This window comes from Oscillospiraceae bacterium (assembly GCA_025758045.1).
Taxonomy (GTDB): Bacteria; Bacillota; Clostridia; order Oscillospirales; family Ruminococcaceae; genus Gemmiger.
On record CP107208.1, the window covers coordinates 2,731,100 to 2,746,862 of the forward strand.

The 15,763-nt window shown below is 58.6% G+C and carries 16 protein-coding genes and 1 other annotated feature; of the genes, 1 reads left to right on the plus strand and 15 read right to left on the minus strand.

From position 1 onward, the window contains the following. Nucleotides 1–8 precede the first annotated feature (8 nt). The 11 genes from OGM81_12795 to OGM81_12845 all read right to left on the minus strand — a co-directional run bounded on the left by OGM81_12795 (nt 9) and on the right by OGM81_12845 (nt 9,997). Nucleotides 9–254: a DUF370 domain-containing protein gene (locus tag OGM81_12795; GenBank protein ID UYJ43191.1), complete on the minus strand. Its 246-nt coding sequence runs from the start codon at nt 252–254 to the stop codon at nt 9–11. Between the two features lie 12 nt (nt 255–266). Further along, complete coding sequence (locus tag OGM81_12800; GenBank protein ID UYJ43192.1) at nt 267–1,145, minus strand: YicC family protein; 879 nt, start codon at nt 1,143–1,145, stop codon at nt 267–269. Nucleotides 1,146–1,315: 170 nt separating this feature from the next. Continuing rightward, on the minus strand, nt 1,316–2,182 hold the full coding sequence (locus OGM81_12805) for an enhanced serine sensitivity protein SseB (protein ID UYJ43193.1): 867 nt from the start codon (nt 2,180–2,182) through the stop codon (nt 1,316–1,318). Between the two features lie 10 nt (nt 2,183–2,192). Further along, nucleotides 2,193–3,590 carry a DNA repair protein RadA gene (radA, locus tag OGM81_12810; protein ID UYJ43194.1) on the minus strand — a complete coding sequence of 466 codons (1,398 nt, stop codon included), beginning with the start codon at nt 3,588–3,590 and terminating at the stop codon, nt 2,193–2,195. A 149-nt stretch (nt 3,591–3,739) separates the two neighbouring features. Then, on the minus strand, nt 3,740–4,960 hold the full coding sequence (gene tyrS / locus OGM81_12815; protein UYJ43195.1) for a tyrosine--tRNA ligase: 1,221 nt from the start codon (nt 4,958–4,960) through the stop codon (nt 3,740–3,742). Nucleotides 4,961–5,025: 65 nt separating this feature from the next. Further along, nucleotides 5,026–5,273, minus strand: a binding site (T-box leader). Between the two features lie 14 nt (nt 5,274–5,287). Then, entirely contained in the window at nt 5,288–5,746 is a 459-nt protein-coding gene (locus OGM81_12820) for a hypothetical protein (GenBank protein ID UYJ43196.1), read from the minus strand. Next, nucleotides 5,736–6,506: a M23 family metallopeptidase gene (locus OGM81_12825; GenBank protein UYJ43197.1), complete on the minus strand. Its 771-nt coding sequence runs from the start codon at nt 6,504–6,506 to the stop codon at nt 5,736–5,738. The genes OGM81_12820 and OGM81_12825 overlap by 11 nt, the downstream gene beginning before the upstream one ends. A 121-nt stretch (nt 6,507–6,627) precedes the next feature. Next, on the minus strand, nt 6,628–7,008 hold the full coding sequence (locus tag OGM81_12830) for a hypothetical protein (protein UYJ43198.1): 381 nt from the start codon (nt 7,006–7,008) through the stop codon (nt 6,628–6,630). Between the two features lie 15 nt (nt 7,009–7,023). Continuing rightward, nucleotides 7,024–9,234 (minus strand): polyphosphate kinase 1, encoded by a 2,211-nt coding sequence (ppk1, locus tag OGM81_12835; protein UYJ43199.1) that lies wholly within the window; start codon nt 9,232–9,234, stop codon nt 7,024–7,026. Between the two features lie 16 nt (nt 9,235–9,250). Continuing rightward, nucleotides 9,251–9,643 carry a ComEA family DNA-binding protein gene (locus OGM81_12840; GenBank protein UYJ43200.1) on the minus strand — a complete coding sequence of 131 codons (393 nt, stop codon included), beginning with the start codon at nt 9,641–9,643 and terminating at the stop codon, nt 9,251–9,253. Nucleotides 9,644–9,739: 96 nt separating this feature from the next. Next, on the minus strand, nt 9,740–9,997 hold the full coding sequence (locus OGM81_12845) for a YlmC/YmxH family sporulation protein (GenBank protein UYJ43201.1): 258 nt from the start codon (nt 9,995–9,997) through the stop codon (nt 9,740–9,742). A gap of 152 nt (nt 9,998–10,149) precedes the next feature. Between OGM81_12845 and OGM81_12850 the strand changes: the two genes are divergently transcribed. Continuing rightward, on the plus strand, nt 10,150–10,761 hold the full coding sequence (locus OGM81_12850; protein ID UYJ43202.1) for an HAD family phosphatase: 612 nt from the start codon (nt 10,150–10,152) through the stop codon (nt 10,759–10,761). A gap of 84 nt (nt 10,762–10,845) precedes the next feature. On the opposite strand, the gene bsh is transcribed toward OGM81_12850, so the two are convergent. From bsh to hpt, 4 genes are all read right to left on the minus strand, one after another. Further along, nucleotides 10,846–11,820: a choloylglycine hydrolase gene (bsh, locus tag OGM81_12855; protein UYJ43203.1), complete on the minus strand. Its 975-nt coding sequence runs from the start codon at nt 11,818–11,820 to the stop codon at nt 10,846–10,848. A gap of 140 nt (nt 11,821–11,960) precedes the next feature. Then, complete coding sequence (locus OGM81_12860) at nt 11,961–13,058, minus strand: hypothetical protein (GenBank protein ID UYJ43204.1); 1,098 nt, start codon at nt 13,056–13,058, stop codon at nt 11,961–11,963. 16 nt (nt 13,059–13,074) lie between these two features. Then, a complete protein-coding gene (gene ftsH / locus OGM81_12865; GenBank protein ID UYJ45011.1) occupies nt 13,075–15,102 on the minus strand; it encodes an ATP-dependent zinc metalloprotease FtsH in 2,028 nt (675 codons plus the stop codon). Between the two features lie 104 nt (nt 15,103–15,206). After that, nucleotides 15,207–15,761, minus strand: a complete 555-nt coding sequence (hpt, locus tag OGM81_12870) for a hypoxanthine phosphoribosyltransferase (protein ID UYJ43205.1) — start codon at nt 15,759–15,761, stop codon at nt 15,207–15,209. Nucleotides 15,762–15,763: the final 2 nt, after the last annotated feature.

A 15,763-nucleotide genomic window follows, 5' to 3' on the forward strand; every position in this document is an offset into this window, starting at 1 on the left:
ACTCCCTTTCAGCTTTCTTCTTCCTGGGCAAAGCGGCCGGTAATACTTTCCAGCGGGATGCCGGACAAAATTATGTGATCCGAGTCCATGATAAGCACCGCCTGGGTCCTGCGGCCGTAGGAAGCATCGATCAAAGCGCCCTTCTCGCGGGCATCCTGCACCATGCGCTTGATAGGTGCCGAATCCGGGCTGACGATGCCAATGACGCGGTCTGCATTGACCATATTGCCAAAGCCGATATTGATCAGTTTCATGGATGCCCCCGCTTACTCAATGTTCTGGATCTGTTCGCGAATCTTCTCAATCTCGGATTTCAGCTCCACCACCAGGCGGGTGATGGCTACATCCTGGCACTTGGAGCCGATGGTGTTAGACTCACGGTTCAACTCCTGGGTCAAAAAGTCCAGCTTGCGGCCGATGGGCTCATCCAGGGTCAAGATCTCGCGGTACTGGGCCACATGGCTGTGCAGGCGGACGGTCTCCTCATCGATAGCGGTCTTATCGGCAAAGATGGCAGCCTCAGTAACAAGGCGGCTTTCGTCGATGTTGCGGTCGCCCAGCAGTTCCTGCAGGCGGGCGTAGAGCTTATCGCTGTAAGCCTGCACGCGGCCTGCGCTGTTTTCCTCGATCTGGCCGACCAGCGTCTCGATGGTATCGAGGCGGCCCGCCACATCCTCTTTCAGCTTTTCGCCCTCGACGGCGCGCATAGCCACAAAGGCATCCACGGCCTTTTCAGCCACCGACTGCACATCTTGCCAGAGTTCTTCCTCGTTGGTGGGGGCAGCAGTCTGGGTCAGCACATCGGGGAAACGCGAAAGCATACCAACGGAGACATCGTTTTTCAGGTCCATCCGCTCCACCATCTCGTTCAGGGCGGCGCGGTAGCCCTCGGCCAGCTGCCAGTTGACCGACACCACGGTATCGGCGGCTGTGACCGTCTGGATGGAAAGGCTTAATTCCACCTTGCCGCGGCTGACCCTGGAAGCCACCAGCTTTTTCAGCTTGTCTTCCAGAAACGCGCAGGAGCGCGGCAATCGGGAAGAATACTCAAAGAAACGCGCATTGACGCTGCGCAGTTCCACCTTGATGTCACGCCCGTGCAGCAGTGCGCCGGCGCGGCCGTAGCCTGTCATGCTCAAAACCATATCCTACACCTCATACCTTCGGATTCCTGTGCCAGATGCACAAACACATATATTGTATATTGTACTATTTTTACAGCCAAGATGCAAGAAAATCCGAATAAAAAACTGCACGTCCGCAGAGTTTTCACGCTTTACGGGTGTGCAGTTTTCATTGCTATGTACAAACAGGATTATTCGTCGTCGTCCTCGTCCATGATGCGACCGATGCCCTTGCGGTAGAACGGCTCACTGCCGCGCATGCCCTGCTGCCCCAGCGGAGAGATGGACGTGGTGATGTTCAGGTCGATCTTCTTCTCGCGGCCCATCAGATAGGGGCGTGCTGCCTTGGCAACGGCGGAAAACAACTTGTCATCCTTGGGGCCGTCCAGCACCAGCAGGTAGCTCTTGGCCTCATCGTTGATGATCATGATCTGCAGGTAGGCAGAGCCGACGCCGGGAGCCTGAGCCAGCACTTCGCAGATAGGGTCGGCCAGCTCGTCCGGCAGGACGCTGGGTTCCACGATGGTAACCTTGTCGCCCGGCTTGATCTGGGTGACAGCGGCGCGCTGCTGGGCCAGGGCCTTGGCGATTTCGTCCTTCTGCTTTTTGACGGACTCGATCAGTGGCTTCTCCAGGCGCAGGCTGTTCTCGCCGGGGTTGATGACTATACCGGAGGCATCTGGGTTCTTCGAGACCATATTGGCGAAGTCATCAAAGCGCAGCATGATAACCTGCCGGCCCTGCTCCGGGTTCTTCTGCCATGCATGTACAGCGTCCCAATCACTGAAGCCCAGGTAGTAGTGTTTGCCCTCGGGGCTGTTGACCATGATGAGGTTGATTTTGGTGTTGGGGGGCAGCTGCACGCGGCCATCCGGGCCGGGCGTAGGGGCAGACTGACCCTGCAGGTCAAAGTTGGCCGGTGCCAGCAGCGGAGAGCGCACCAGCTCGTTGAGAACGGCATTGAGGTTTTTGGGGTTGTTTTCGGCTTTCAGCGCTACGATGGCATCTTTCAGCTTCGGGTTGAACGCCGGTGCTTTGGGTTGATTCTGGTCAGGCATGGTTTTCTCCTCACTTTAATTTTATCGTGTTGATCGCTTCACGCAGGTAGGAGACGCCCACCAGCTTGAGGCCCGGGAACTGGGCCGGATCGATCATTTTTAAATTGTGCTTGGGTACGATGGCTGTATCAAAGCCCACGCGCTGGGCTTCCCGCAGGCGGGTCTCCAGGTGCGTCACGCTGCGCACTTCCCCGCCCAGGCCCACTTCGCCGATAGCGATGGTCTTTTCACCCACCGGCAGGTCCAAAAAGCTGGATGCCATCGCAATACAAACCGGCAGGTCGCAGGCGGTCTCGTCCAGCTTCAGGCCTCCAATGATGTTAACATACACGTCCTGGCTGGAGAAGTTATACCCCGCGCGCTTTTCCAGTACCGCCAGCAGCAGGTACATGCGGTTATAGTCAAAGCCGCTGGCCGTCCGCCGGGGGCTGGGAAAATTGGTCTTGGTGGCCAACGCCTGTACTTCACTGAGCACCGGGCGGGTGCCTTCCATCACGCAGGCCACGCAGGTACCGCTGATTCCCAGAGGACGGCCCTCCAGCATGACCTGGGAGGGGTTCTCGATCTGGGCAAGGCCGCGGCCGGTCATATCGAACATACCGATTTCGTTGGTGGAGCCATAGCGGTTTTTGACCGCGCGCAGTACGCGGTACGGCAGGGTCTTGTCGCCCTCAAAGTACAGCACCGTATCCACGATATGCTCCATGACTTTGGGGCCTGCGATGGCGCCATCCTTGTTGACGTGGCCCACGATGAAGGTGGGAATTTCCAGCGTTTTGGCTACATTTAAAAAGCGGGCCGAGCTTTCCTTGACCTGGCTGACTGTGCCAGCCGAAGAGGAAATATCGGTGCAGCGCATCGTCTGGATAGAGTCGATGACCACGAGGTCCGGCTTCATAGATTCGATCAGACCGCAGATCTCGTCCACGTCGCTTTCTGCCACCAGCGAGATGTTGTCCTCAGGCACGTTCAGACGCACAGCGCGGAGTTTGATCTGCCGCACCGATTCCTCGCCCGTAACATAGAGCACGTTTTTGGTTTTGCTGACCTCGCTGCAAAGCTGCAGCAAAATCGTGGATTTGCCGATGCCCGGCTCGCCGCCGATGAGCGTAACGCTGCCGATGACGATGCCGCCGCCCAGTACGCGGTCCAGCTCACTGATGCCGGTGACGATGCGGCTTTTCTCCTCGGTGGTGCTGATGTTTTTCAGCTTTTGGGGCGTCAGGCTCGTCTGACCGGTCACGCGGACGGGGGCTGCGGCGCGGGAACTGCTTTTGGTCGGTTCCGCCACTACATCCTCGGTCATCGTATTCCACGCCCCGCAGGAGGGGCAGCGGCCCATCCACCGGGGGCTGGTCTCGCCGCACTGGTTGCAGACGTAGATCGTTTTCAGCTTATCTTTAGGCATGGGGTTCCTCCGGCTACAAATTCAACGACTGCCCTTATTATATCCCAAATCTGCAATGGGGGCAAGTAATCTGTGTAATTCCTGTAAAAAGGGCCGCCGCCCCGGGAACTTACGGTGTCTCCGGCGGCAGCGGCCTGCTTTATTGCGTATTATAGGGTCACTTTGTGGTAGACCTTTTTACCCTTTTTAATGACAACACCCTTGTTCAACGCTTCGACGGTCAGGGCAGCCTTCGGGTCGGTGACTTTCTCGCCATCCACCAGAACACCACCCTGCTGGACCAGCTGGCGGGCCTCACGGTTCGAGCCGCACAGGCCAGCGGCGACCATGGCAGCCAGCAGACCGACGGTGCCGTCCTTAACGAGGGAGGCATCCAGCTGGGTGGCGGGCATGTTCTCGTGGTCAGCATCACCACTGAACAGGCCGCGGGCAGTGGCCTGGGCCTTCTCGGCTTCTTCCTCGCCGTGGACCATCTTGGTCAGCTCGTAGGCCAGGATCTCCTTGGCCTTGTTGAGCTGCTCACCTTCCCAGTGATCCATCTCATCGATCTGCTCCAGCGGCAGGAAGGTCAGCATGCGGATGCACTTGAGGACATCTGCATCGCCGACATTGCGCCAGTACTGGTAGAACTCAAACGGGCTGGTCTTGTTGGGATCGAGCCAAACAGCGTTGCCGGCGGTCTTGCCCATCTTCTTGCCCTGAGAGTCGGTCAGCAGGGTGATGGTCATGGCGTAGGCGTCCTTGCCCAGCTTACGGCGAATCAGCTCGGTGCCGCCCAGCATGTTGCTCCACTGGTCGTCACCGCCGAACTCCATGTTGCAGCCGTAATTCTGGAACAGGTGGTAGAAGTCGTAGCTCTGCATGATCATGTAGTTGAACTCGAGGAAGGACAGGCCTTTCTCCATGCGCTGCTTGTAGCACTCAGCACGCAGCATGTTGTTCACGCTGAAGCAGGGACCGACTTCGCGCAGAAGCTCGATGTAGTTGAGGTTCAGGAGCCAGTCGGCGTTATTCAGCATCATAGCCTTGCCGTCGCCAAACTCGATGAAGCGCTCCATCTGGCGCTTGAAGCACTCGGCGTTATGGTCGATGTCCTCTTTGGTCAGCATTTTGCGCATATCGGTACGCCCGGAGGGGTCACCGATCATGGTGGTGCCGCCGCCGATCAGGGCGATGGGACGGTTGCCTGCCTGCTGCAGGCGTTTCATCAGGGTCAGGGCCATAAAGTGGCCAGCGGTCAGGCTGTCGGCCGTGCAGTCAAAGCCGATGTAGAACGTAGCCTTGCCGTTGTTGATTACCTCTTTGATTTCTTCTTCGTCCGTAACCTGTGCGATCAGGCCGCGGGCTTTCAGTTCGTCGTAAATCGTCATGGAATTTACCTCCCGTTTGTTGCGGCAAGGGCAAAAATAAAAGCCCCTGCCAAATGTGAAATTTGGCAGAGGGCGAAAGTTCGCGGTACCACCTCTGTTTGCCTGCCCCTCGCGGCGGCAAGCCTTCGCGGGTGCGGCAGACAAAGGGCTGCGTACACCCAAACGCTGTAACGTGCGTACACGGCACGGCCTACTGTTGATTCGGCCTGCTGCTCCGGGATGTATTCGGCATACCTGCTGTTGACCCCTTGCACCGACCGGGGCTTCTCTGGAACAGGAAAGGCTGCGTACTGGTTCCCTTCATTGCATTTAACAGGTTTCACTTTATCATATTCGGTGCCGCTTGTCAAGGCTGTAAAACATTCCATGTAAAATGTGCGCACCGTCCAGCCCCGGCAGCGGCAGCAGATTGGCCCCGCCCACCAGCAGGTTGGTGCAGGCAAACCAGTAGCCGCTGTAGCTGTACTGCCCCGCCGTCTGCATGTACAAAAGCACCGTGCAGCAGGCCAGCAGGTTTGCCAGCGGCCCGGCGGAGGCCAGCCGCAGTTCTTCTTCGGGTGTCATCGGCACACTGCGAAGCTGTAAACAGATGCCGAAGGGCGACAGCGCCAGATCCGGCCAGCGGTGCCAGAGTTTGCGGTACACGAGGGCGTGGGCACTTTCGTGCAGGATGGCGCACAGCAGCCCTGTGCGCAGCACGCCGGTACCGTCCAGCGACAGCAGGCAGGCCAGCAGGAACAATGTTACCGCCGGGGCGCGCAGCCGCAGGCGCGTTTTACGCCGCATCCTGCAACGCCTGTGCCGGGTCATAGCGCAGCCCTTTGTGCAAAATTTCAAAATGCAGGTGCGGGCCGGTGGCGTTGCCGGTCTCGCCCACAACGCCCAGCACCTGCCCCGCCGTGACCACCGCCCCAGTGCTGACGAAGAGATACTGCATGTGGGCGTAAAGGGTCTCGTCACCGTCCGCGTGCAAAATACGCAGGTAGTTGCCATAGCTGGCATGCTTGCCCGCTACACGCACTACGCCGTCTGCTGCGGCCAGCACCGGCGTGCCGGTAGCAGCAGCCAGGTCATGCCCCAAATGAAAGTCCGTTCCCCCACCGCCCATGGGGTCGGTGCGCCAGCCGTAACCGGAGGTACGGGTACAGGAGCCGCCTGGCAGCGGGAACAGCAGCGGGAAGTTTGGCGTGTAACTTTCCTCACGCGCGTTGGCGGGAGGCTTGGGTTTGCGGCGGGGCTGGCGGGCTGTTTCCGACGTTGCGGGCAGAGCCTGGGCGATAGCAGCGGCGGCTTTCTCTGTAAATTTAGAGAAGTAACGCTCTGTGCTCAGGAAAAAATCCTGCTCCGGCTGCATAGCCTGGGCAAAGGTGCGGCGCAGTTCCGGGTAAAACGGCAGGCCCATCATCCGCGCGGCCAGCGCCACCAGCAGCACCACCGTACAAAAAAGCATCTGCCCCCACAGCAGGGTGTCTCCCCCGTTTTCACAGGCTGGACGCGGGGGCGGCGGTTTCTGGCTTTCGCTTTGCGGTGCGGCATTTTCCCACATGGTCCCCACCTCCTTTTACCAGATTGTATGCAGACGGGGAGCCAAATAGAGCAGCAATACAAAAGCAGCGGGAGTCCATGCGTTAGGCACAAACTCTCGCCGCCGTTTTACGTTTTACAGATTATACGCCCAGGGCTTTGCGCAGCATTTCCAAGCGCTCATCCAGCAGCTTCTGGGGCTTGGTGAACAGGCCAAGGCCGTCCACGTCCAGCGTGCACTCCAAACTGGTAGAGTCGCCGCCGCCCATCAGGATGGCGGTAAAGGTGCCGTTGATCTTGCCTTTGCGGAAGTTGCAGCTGAGATGGCGGGCCTTATCCTTGCGGGTAAAAACGATTTCGGTCGTGCCGCCGTCGGTGTTATGCTCGACGCCTTTCAGGCCGTCGTCACTCTCCTCGTACTCACTCACATCGCTGCGCCAGTGGTTCAGGGTGGGCTTGGTCAGGTAAAGCCACACCTTGTTGGGGTCGCAGCTGTAATTGGCGGTCACTACACAGGTTTTCATACTTTTGGGTTCTCCTTACTTTTTGTTACGGCCAAAGAGATTTTGCAAAAGGCCGGTTTTGGCCGGGCGCAGGGCGGCGGCCTTGCGGGCACGCACAGCGGGTTGGGCTGCGGCGGCTGCACGTTTAGCCACGGGCTTTACGGCGGGGGCAGACTTTTCGGCGGCCTGCTCAAAGCCGTTCTGGAAATAGCCGAACATGGCCATCTGGCTGTCCACCGGCGGCTGGCCCGGGGCGGGCTTGACCTTGGTGTAGGTACCGTCCGGCTGCATTTCCCGCGCGTTGACGGTATCCCGCAGCTGCAAGTCCAAAATGCCGCGCAGCTTTTTGGCGATAGCCGGGTCGTCCACCCGCACGCCGACTTCGACGCGGCGCTCGGTGTTGCGGGTCAGGAAGTCGCCGGAAGCGATGTAGATGCGCATATTCTCGCCGCTGCCGAAGCAGTAGATACGGGAATGTTCCAGATAACGGCCCACCAGGCTGCGGATGTGCACATTTTCGGTGCGGCCGGGCACACCGGCGCGCACACAGCAGATGCCGCGGACGATCATGTCTACACGCACCCCGGCGCAGCTGGCTTCGCTGATCTTATCAATGATCTGCGGGTCGTTGATGGAGTTGTTTTTGAGGACCATCGACGCAGGCTTGCCCTGCATGGCCAGTGCAATCTGTCGGTCCATCTCCTCCAGCAGCACACTCTTGAAGCGCAGCGGCGCTACCAGCATGGTGTCGGCCTCGCTGGTCAGACGCTGCAGGGCCATGTTGTTGAACACGGCGCTGGCTTCCTCGCCGATTTCCTGGCGGGTGGTAATGAAGGACAGGTCAGTGTACAGCTCGCTGGTTTTCTCGTTATAGTTGCCGGTGCCGATCTGTGTCAAGTATTTGTACTTGCCATCCTTGCGGCTGGTGATGAGCGTCAGTTTGGAATGGACCTTGTAATCGTCAAAGCCGTAGAATACCGTGCAGCCGGCATCCTCCAGTTGTTTGGACCAGTCGATGTTGTTCTGCTCGTCAAAGCGGGCGCGCAGCTCGACCATGGCTACGACTTCCTTGCCGTTTTCTGCAGCGGCAATCAGCGCATTGACGATCTGAGAGTCGCTGGCCATGCGGTACAGCGTCATTTTAATGGAGACGACGTCCGGGTCCGCCGCAGCGCGCAGCAGCATGCGGATGAACGGGCGGATGCTCTGGTACGGGTAGGCCAGCAGCACATCGTGCTTGCGGACCTCGGTGTACAGGTCGTACCCTGCCGGGGCCTGCATGGGCTTGGCCGGCGGGTAGAACATGGCGTTGTGGCTGCCGTCGCCGGAGATGCGGCCAGCCAGTTTGAACAGGCAGCCGGTATCCAGCGGCGAGGTCTGGGCATAGCAGCGGTCCGCCGGGACGACCAGCTTCTCCCGCAGGAACTTGACGATCTCCTGCGGAGCGTCCGGCCAGAACTGCAGGCGCACAGCCGCCAGCTTGCGGCGCTTTTTCAGCAGGTCGCTCATGACATCGCGGAAGTCTATGTCGTGGTCCATCATGCCCTCGTCCACGGTAATATCCGCATTGCGGGTCACGCGGAAGAGGCACTGCTTCTGCACGCTGCTGCCTGCAAAGATGGTAGCGGCATAGTGGGCGACCAGCTCCTCCACGAAGGCAAAGCAGGTCTCCTCGCCGTCCTTGATGAAAAGCACGCGCTCAAACTGGCTGCTGACGGGCACGATGCCGTAGCAAACGCCGTCGTTTTTGCTGCGCAGCTGAGCCATGTAGTAAATATCTTTGTTGTTCAAAAACGGGAACGGATGGCGGGAATCCACGATCTGCGGGCTGAGCAGCGGCAGGAGCTCGCGCTGGAAATAAGCTTTCCAGAAATGCTCCTGCTGCTTGCTGAGCTTGGTAAAGTCCACCTTGCGGTAGCCCTCCTGCGCCAGAGCAGTGACAAGATGCTGGAAGTATTTGTCGCACTTTGCCTGCAGCTCGGCCACGCGGGGCGTGATAGCAGCAATCTGCTCCGCCGCCGTCATGTGGGTGACGTTATCGGTCTTGTTGTTTTTCACCAGCGTCTGGTCGTACAGCGAGCCGACGCGGACCATGAAGAACTCGTCCATATTGCTGCCGAAGATGGCGGCAAATTTTAGGCGCTCGCCCAGGGGCACGGTTTTTTCTTTGGCCAACGCCAGCACGCGGCTGTCGAAGTCCAGCCAGCTCAGCTCACGGTTGATAAAGATGCTCTCGGACTTTTCCAAGGTGATTCCTCCCTATTTATGGTGCCTTTTCGGCGGGCGTTCCCGTCTGTGCCAGGCCTGCCCATTTTTCTGTCATTTGCTCTGATATACCGGGGACATTGGCCACATCCTGCAGCGCCGCAAAAGGGCCGTGCTCTACCCGGTAGGCAATGATGGCTGCCGCTTTGGCCGGGCCGATGCCGGGCAGGGTCTGCAAGGTTTCGGCATCGGCGGTGTTCAGGTCCACCAGCTGTGTCGGCGCACTCTCGGCGGCGGCTTCCGTCTGCGGCAGTGCTGGCATATACGCGACTGGTGTGCCGGGCTGCCAGATCGGGGCAATCAAGAATAACGCGCCCCATACAATGCCTGCCAGCACCACCAGTGTGGCCAAAAACAGCAGTACTTTTCGGTTAGGCTGCTGTTTTTGCATACATTTTCCCCCACGGTACTGTAATTCTATTTATTATAGCATACTGTACAGATAATTGCACTTGAATTTCGCAGGTTTTACATAAATTATACGATTTTATCGGTGGCGGTGCAGGTCGGCATCCGGGTCAGGCTCCACCATTACGGCATCCGTGCCAATGGTTTTGATGCTCTGCCACGGGATCACAAGGTCGTCGTCGCTGCCCAACAGCCCCAGGCAGCGGCTGCGACCATGCAGCACCACAGCGGTAAGGCGGGCAGATTTTTCCTCAAACTCAATATCATCGATGCGGCCCAGGTTTTCGCCATTGGAAAGGCGTATCACATCCTTCCGGGCCAGGTCACGCAGCGTCATGGTCCACTCCCCCTTTGGTGTGCGATTTTTCGCCGCTTTATTGTATGCGGTAAGGGTGGAATTGTTTCTTGGACAAATCGGTGAATTTATGGTATACTGATATACTTAGAAACCAAGTAAGGAATCAATACTTCTCTTTTGCGGAGGGTTTTATGTATAAAAATATTATTTTTGATTTCGGCGGCGTGGTCGTGCAATTCAATCCCAAAGATTTTCTGATGGACCACTTTATGAACAAACGCGCCGAGGAAATTGTGTACGAGCTGACCTTTGGCAGCCAGGAGTGGCAGGACCTGGACCGCGGCACCATCACCCGTGAAGAGGGCAACGCTGCGATGCTGGAAAACGCCGCCCGCGTCAACCGCGTATTTGAGGTGCAGACCGTCATCGACGAGTGGCCCACCATCCTGCGCACGAAGGAATCCACTGTGCACACCATGCAAAAGCTGAAAGCCGCCGGATACCGCCTGTACTACCTGACCAACATCCCAGCGGATATTATGGACGAGCTGCGCCAGCGGGAATGGTTCTCACTGTTTGACGGCGGTATTGCCTCCTGTGAGGTGCACCTGTGCAAGCCGGAACCGGCCATCTATACCACCCTGATGCAGACCTGCAACCTGGCGTATGACGAGTCGATCTTCATCGATGACAACAAGGTCAACGCCCAGGCCGCCTACAACCTGGGCATCACCGGCATCCTGTACAAGAACCCCAAGTCTTTTGAACGTGCCCTGCGTGCCTGCGGCATTGAGCTTGACTAAACCTTACACATTTTTCTTATAAAATCAAACACCCCGCAGCTCTGCTTTTGCTTGGCAAGGCCGCGGGGCGTTTTCGGTTTACTTTTAGTTCTGGCAGAAAATGTTCTGCTTTTGGATGATGGGATAATGCACGAGGGCCACACCATCCAAATCTTCGTGGTGCATGGACACAGCGGTGATCTGGTTGTTATCGTAGGTCGTGTAGTAATAGACACCTGTATCGGCGTTGCAGCAGCTTGTGTAGAGGGTGATCTCGTACTTGCCGTCATCCAGCTCACAGCAGCCGCGCTGCTGCTCTACCGAGCCGAGGATGTGGAAGAACTGGCTGACACTGCTCATCTCGTCGTCGGCCGATTTCGAGTTGCCCCGGGTAAAAGCCACTTTGACAAAGCGGGACATCGAGGAAAGGTCGCCCGGCAGGCCGATGCCGCCCATACCGCGGCTGAGTTCCGGCAGATCCACGCCGGGAGCGAAAGTGTTTTTCGGGGTCCGGGGGCTGAGGGCGCGGTAGTTGGCCAGCATGGCCATCTGCTGCGGGAACGGCGGGTTGTTGGTCAGCACCTCTACAGGATTCTCGTACACATGCAGGCCATCGGCCACGGCCTCTACCGTGATGCTGCCGGTGCGATCAGTGATGAGCCAGTGCAGCTTTGCCGTGGGCAGCTGGGCGTTAAATGGGATGTCCACAAGGTTCAGCTTGGCCAACAGGGCGCGTACCTCGTTCAAGTCGGCGCACTGGCCCAGCAGCCAGGGGATCAGTTCAAACACCGAGATGTTGTCCTTTCCGTCCGTTTCCGACTGGCAGGCAGCGTTGCCCACAAAGTTCAGCCCTGCAATGCACAGGCCTTTCTCGTTGACAGCATCGTAGTAGAGCGGATGCTCCTCGGCCACATAGGCCATACCGATCATGGCGTAGTGGGTGCGCATCTCCCCCGCCCGACGGAACGTGAACGGGTAGTTGCGCGGGGTGATGGTCACCTCATCCCCGTAAGAAAATTCATAATCCAAGTTGCGGCCAAAGTACAGGTCTTTGGTCCGGTAGGATGCTGCCGTACACATAAGCGTTGGCTCCCTTCTTATTTTTGAGTAGTATAGCACAGCAGTGGGGCGGTATCCATTGCCAAATTGTAAACAAATGCCCGGTACGCAAAAAGCACGGTGCCCTGCGTGGAGCACCGTGCTTTCATTATGTCCGTATTTTACGCCAGGACGAAATGATAGACCAGCGAGACCGCAATGATCAGCGCACAGACAATGGCAGTGATCGGCGGGGCCCAGTGGATGATACGCTCGGCCATCTCATCGTCTTCGCTCACCTCGTCATCGTCGGCATAGCGGCCGCGCTTTTTGCGAGGGGCGTAATCCTCGTCATCATCGTCGTCCAGATCGTCATCTAGCTCGTCGGTGTCGTACATCTGGGTGCCCTCGTCATCGTCGTCATCATCGGCAAACAGACGGCCCTTGGGGGCGTAGCGGCGGACGCGCTCGTCCTCCTCGTCCTGTTCCTCGTCGTGGGCGGCAAAGCTCTTGGGGTCGTAGGCGGCGGTAGCACCGGCGTCATCCTCGATCTGGCTGTTGATGGCAGCCTGGGCAGCGGCGGCGGTGGCGGCGGGATCAGCCTTGGGGGCCACAGGCTGCTGCGGGGCAGCCTGCTGGGCCACGGCATTGATTTCCTGCTGCTGGCGCTCGGCCGCACGGCGGGCATCCTCCAGGATGTTGGTCAAGGTCGCTTTGATCTGGGCACGGTCGCCGCCGCACTCCGAGCAGACCGAGGAGTTTTCCTCATTGGGATGGAATGCACCGCAGGCGCAGAACCAGCCGTACTCGTTATCCTGCGGCACGCAGGTCAGCTGGGCGTTGCCGGTGCGGTTCTGCAGGGTGCGGGCGATGGAGGCGGGCAGCACGCGGGGCAGCTGCAGGCGCACACGCTTGTAGGCGCGCAGGTCGACGCCGCGGCCGTTCAGGAACGCACGGTCCTGCTCGACCTCCACGCTGGAGACCGGCGTATCGCTGACATAGACAGCATCGTCACTGCCAAAGACCTCGCCGGGCTGGGCATTGAGCTGCTCGTAATAGAAATCGTCCTCGCACAGGACCTGGCCTGCGGCGTCCTTACATTTGAAATGGACGACCAGACCGGTCAGCGGCTCAGTGCCGACGTTTTTGAAGGTCAGGCAAACCGCAACTTCGCCGGTGACGTCACCTTTCAGCAGTTCTACGCGAACAAACTGGACCGGGCTGCCGGCCGTATAATAGTTGGCGCGGGACTGCGCCATCAAGGAAAAATTCTGATCCATGGTTCACACCTACTTTTTACTGTTGCACGTCGGGCTGGTCCGTAACCTGCTCGGCATCCGTATCGGATTTCGGCTGTTCGGCCTGGACGGCAGGTGCTGCCGGTTCGGCGGTCTTACCGTTGGCCAGGTCATAGGGCGGCAGGGTGCCACCCTCCATCAGGGTCTTGAACTCTTCGCCGCTGATCTTCTCGCGCTCCATCAGCACGGCCGAGACCTTGTGCAGTTCGGCCATGTGTTCGGTCAGGATACGGCGGGCCGTCTCGTAGGCCTCATCCACGATGTCGCGGATCTCGTTGTCGATCTCGGATGCAATCGCCTCGGAGTAGCCTTTTCCCTGGCCGAAGTCGCGGCCCAGGAAAGTCTCGCCGGGATCGCCGCCGTAGACCACGGGGCCCAGCCGCTCAGAGAAGCCATAACGGGTAACCATGGCGCGGGCAGTCTTGGTGGCCTGCTCCAGGTCGCTGGATGCACCGGTGGAGATGTCCTCCAGCACCAGCTGCTCAGCCACACGGCCGCCCAAGGAGGTAACGATGTTCTCAAACATCGCGGTCTTGGTAACATAGCTGGGGTCCTTCTCGGGCAGGTACATGGTATAGCCGCCTGCACCGCCGCGGGAAATAATGCTGATCTGATGCACCGGGTCATGGTGCTTGCTGAAGTAGCCGGTGATGGCGTGGCCGGTCTCGTGGTAGGCCGTCAGGCGGCGCTCCTCGTCGGTGACCACATGGCTCTTCTTTTCGGGGCCCATCATGACCTTGACGGAAGCTTCCTCGATCTCCGGCTCGGTGATGGCCTTCTTTCCCTTGCGGGCTGCCAGCAGCGCAGCCTCATTAACGAGGTTTTCCAGGTCAGCGCCGGAGAAACCAGCCGTGGAACGTGCAATGGTCTTCAGGCTGACATCGGGGCCGAGGGGCTTGTTCTTGGTGTGGACCTTGAGGATCTCCTCACGGCCCTTTACATCGGGCAAACCGACATAGACCTGACGGTCAAAACGGCCGGGACGCAGCAACGCCTTATCCAGGATGTCGGCACGGTTGGTAGCAGCCATCACGATGACGCCATCGTTGGCATCGAAGCCGTCCATCTCGACCAACAGCTGGTTCAGGGTCTGCTCGCGTTCATCATGGCCGCCGCCCAAACCGGCGCCGCGCTGGCGGCCCACGGCATCGATCTCATCGATAAAGACGATGGACGGCATGGTCTTTTTGGCTTTTTCAAACAGGTCACGTACACGGGAGGCACCGACACCGACGTACATTTCGACGAAGTCAGAGCCGGAGATGGCGTAGAACGGCACACCCGCCTCGCCTGCGCAGGCACGGGCCAGCAACGTTTTACCAGTACCCGGAGGGCCCACCAGCAGCACGCCGTGGGGAATACGTGCACCCAAAGTATTGAACTTGCCGGGAGCCTTGAGGAACTCGACAACTTCCTGCAGTTCTTCCTTTTCTTCATCAGCACCAGCCACATCGGCGAAGGTCGCTTTGCGCTGGCTCTCCTGCTGGTCCTTGACCTTGGCACGGCCGACATTCATGATGCCGCCGCCCGCACCGCCGCGGTACATCGACATGAACAGCATACCGACGCTGCCCAGCATGACCGAGTAGAAGATGATCTCCAACCAGGGCACGCTGGTCTTGACGGCCACGTAGTCGAAGATCATCGGGGCGTCAGGGTTGGCCTCATTGTAGGCGTCCACAAACTCGGTGATCTTGCCGGTGTTGAAGTCGCCGCCGTAGGGCAGCTTATAGCTGACGTAGACGGTTCCGCCGTTGGCGGGCAGTTCGTCTTCATCGTCCTGGCTGCCGCTGAGGTTGGTCAGCAAGCCGCCAGACGGCAGATCTGCCGTGGAGGACGTATCCTCCGGCAGAGGCTTCTTGCCCTCTTTAAGCCACATCTCCAGGAGGTTGGTGTTGCGGTCCAGCCGGTAAGAGGTTACCTGCTGATTCTGGAAATAATAGTAGATGTCAGAGTAATTGACATGCTTGGAAGCCGAAGCCGCCACCAGCGGCGAGAGACTTACGAAAAGCAGTACCACTACCATGAGCACGGCAACCAGCAGGATGCCGCTGAAACGAGGTTTGCGCTGCAAGAAATCAACTCCTAAAAACCGGCGCGAGGCCGGACGATTTTACGCCCACCCGGGCTTTACTTGGAATACACTTCCGGCTTGAGGACACCGACATACGACAGATTGCGATATTTTTCGTCATAGTCGAGACCGTAGCCGACAACGAACTCATCAGGAACTTCAAAGCCGCAGTAATCCGGCTCAATGTCCGCCTTGCGGCGGCTGGGTTTGCTGAGGATGGTGCAGAGCTTAACGCTGTTGGGGTTGCGCATCTTCAGCATCGGCACCAGGTGAGACAGGGTGATGCCGGTGTCCAGGATATCTTCGACGATCAGCACGTCTTTACCGGAGAGGTCAGCGTCCAGATCCTTGATGATCTTGACAAGGCCCGTGGAGGACGTGTTGGCTCCGCCGTAGCTGGAAACGACCATAAAGTCGATGCCGCACGGGATGCTGACAGCCCGCATCAGGTCCGCCATAAAGACGACCGAACCTTTTAAAATGGAGACCAGCAGCAGATTCTTGCCTGCATAGTCCTTGCTGATCTGCGTGCCCAGCTCAGCCACGCGGGTCTTGAGCTGTTCTTCCGAGACGAGGATATGGTCAATATCCCGATCCATGACACTCTGCATAA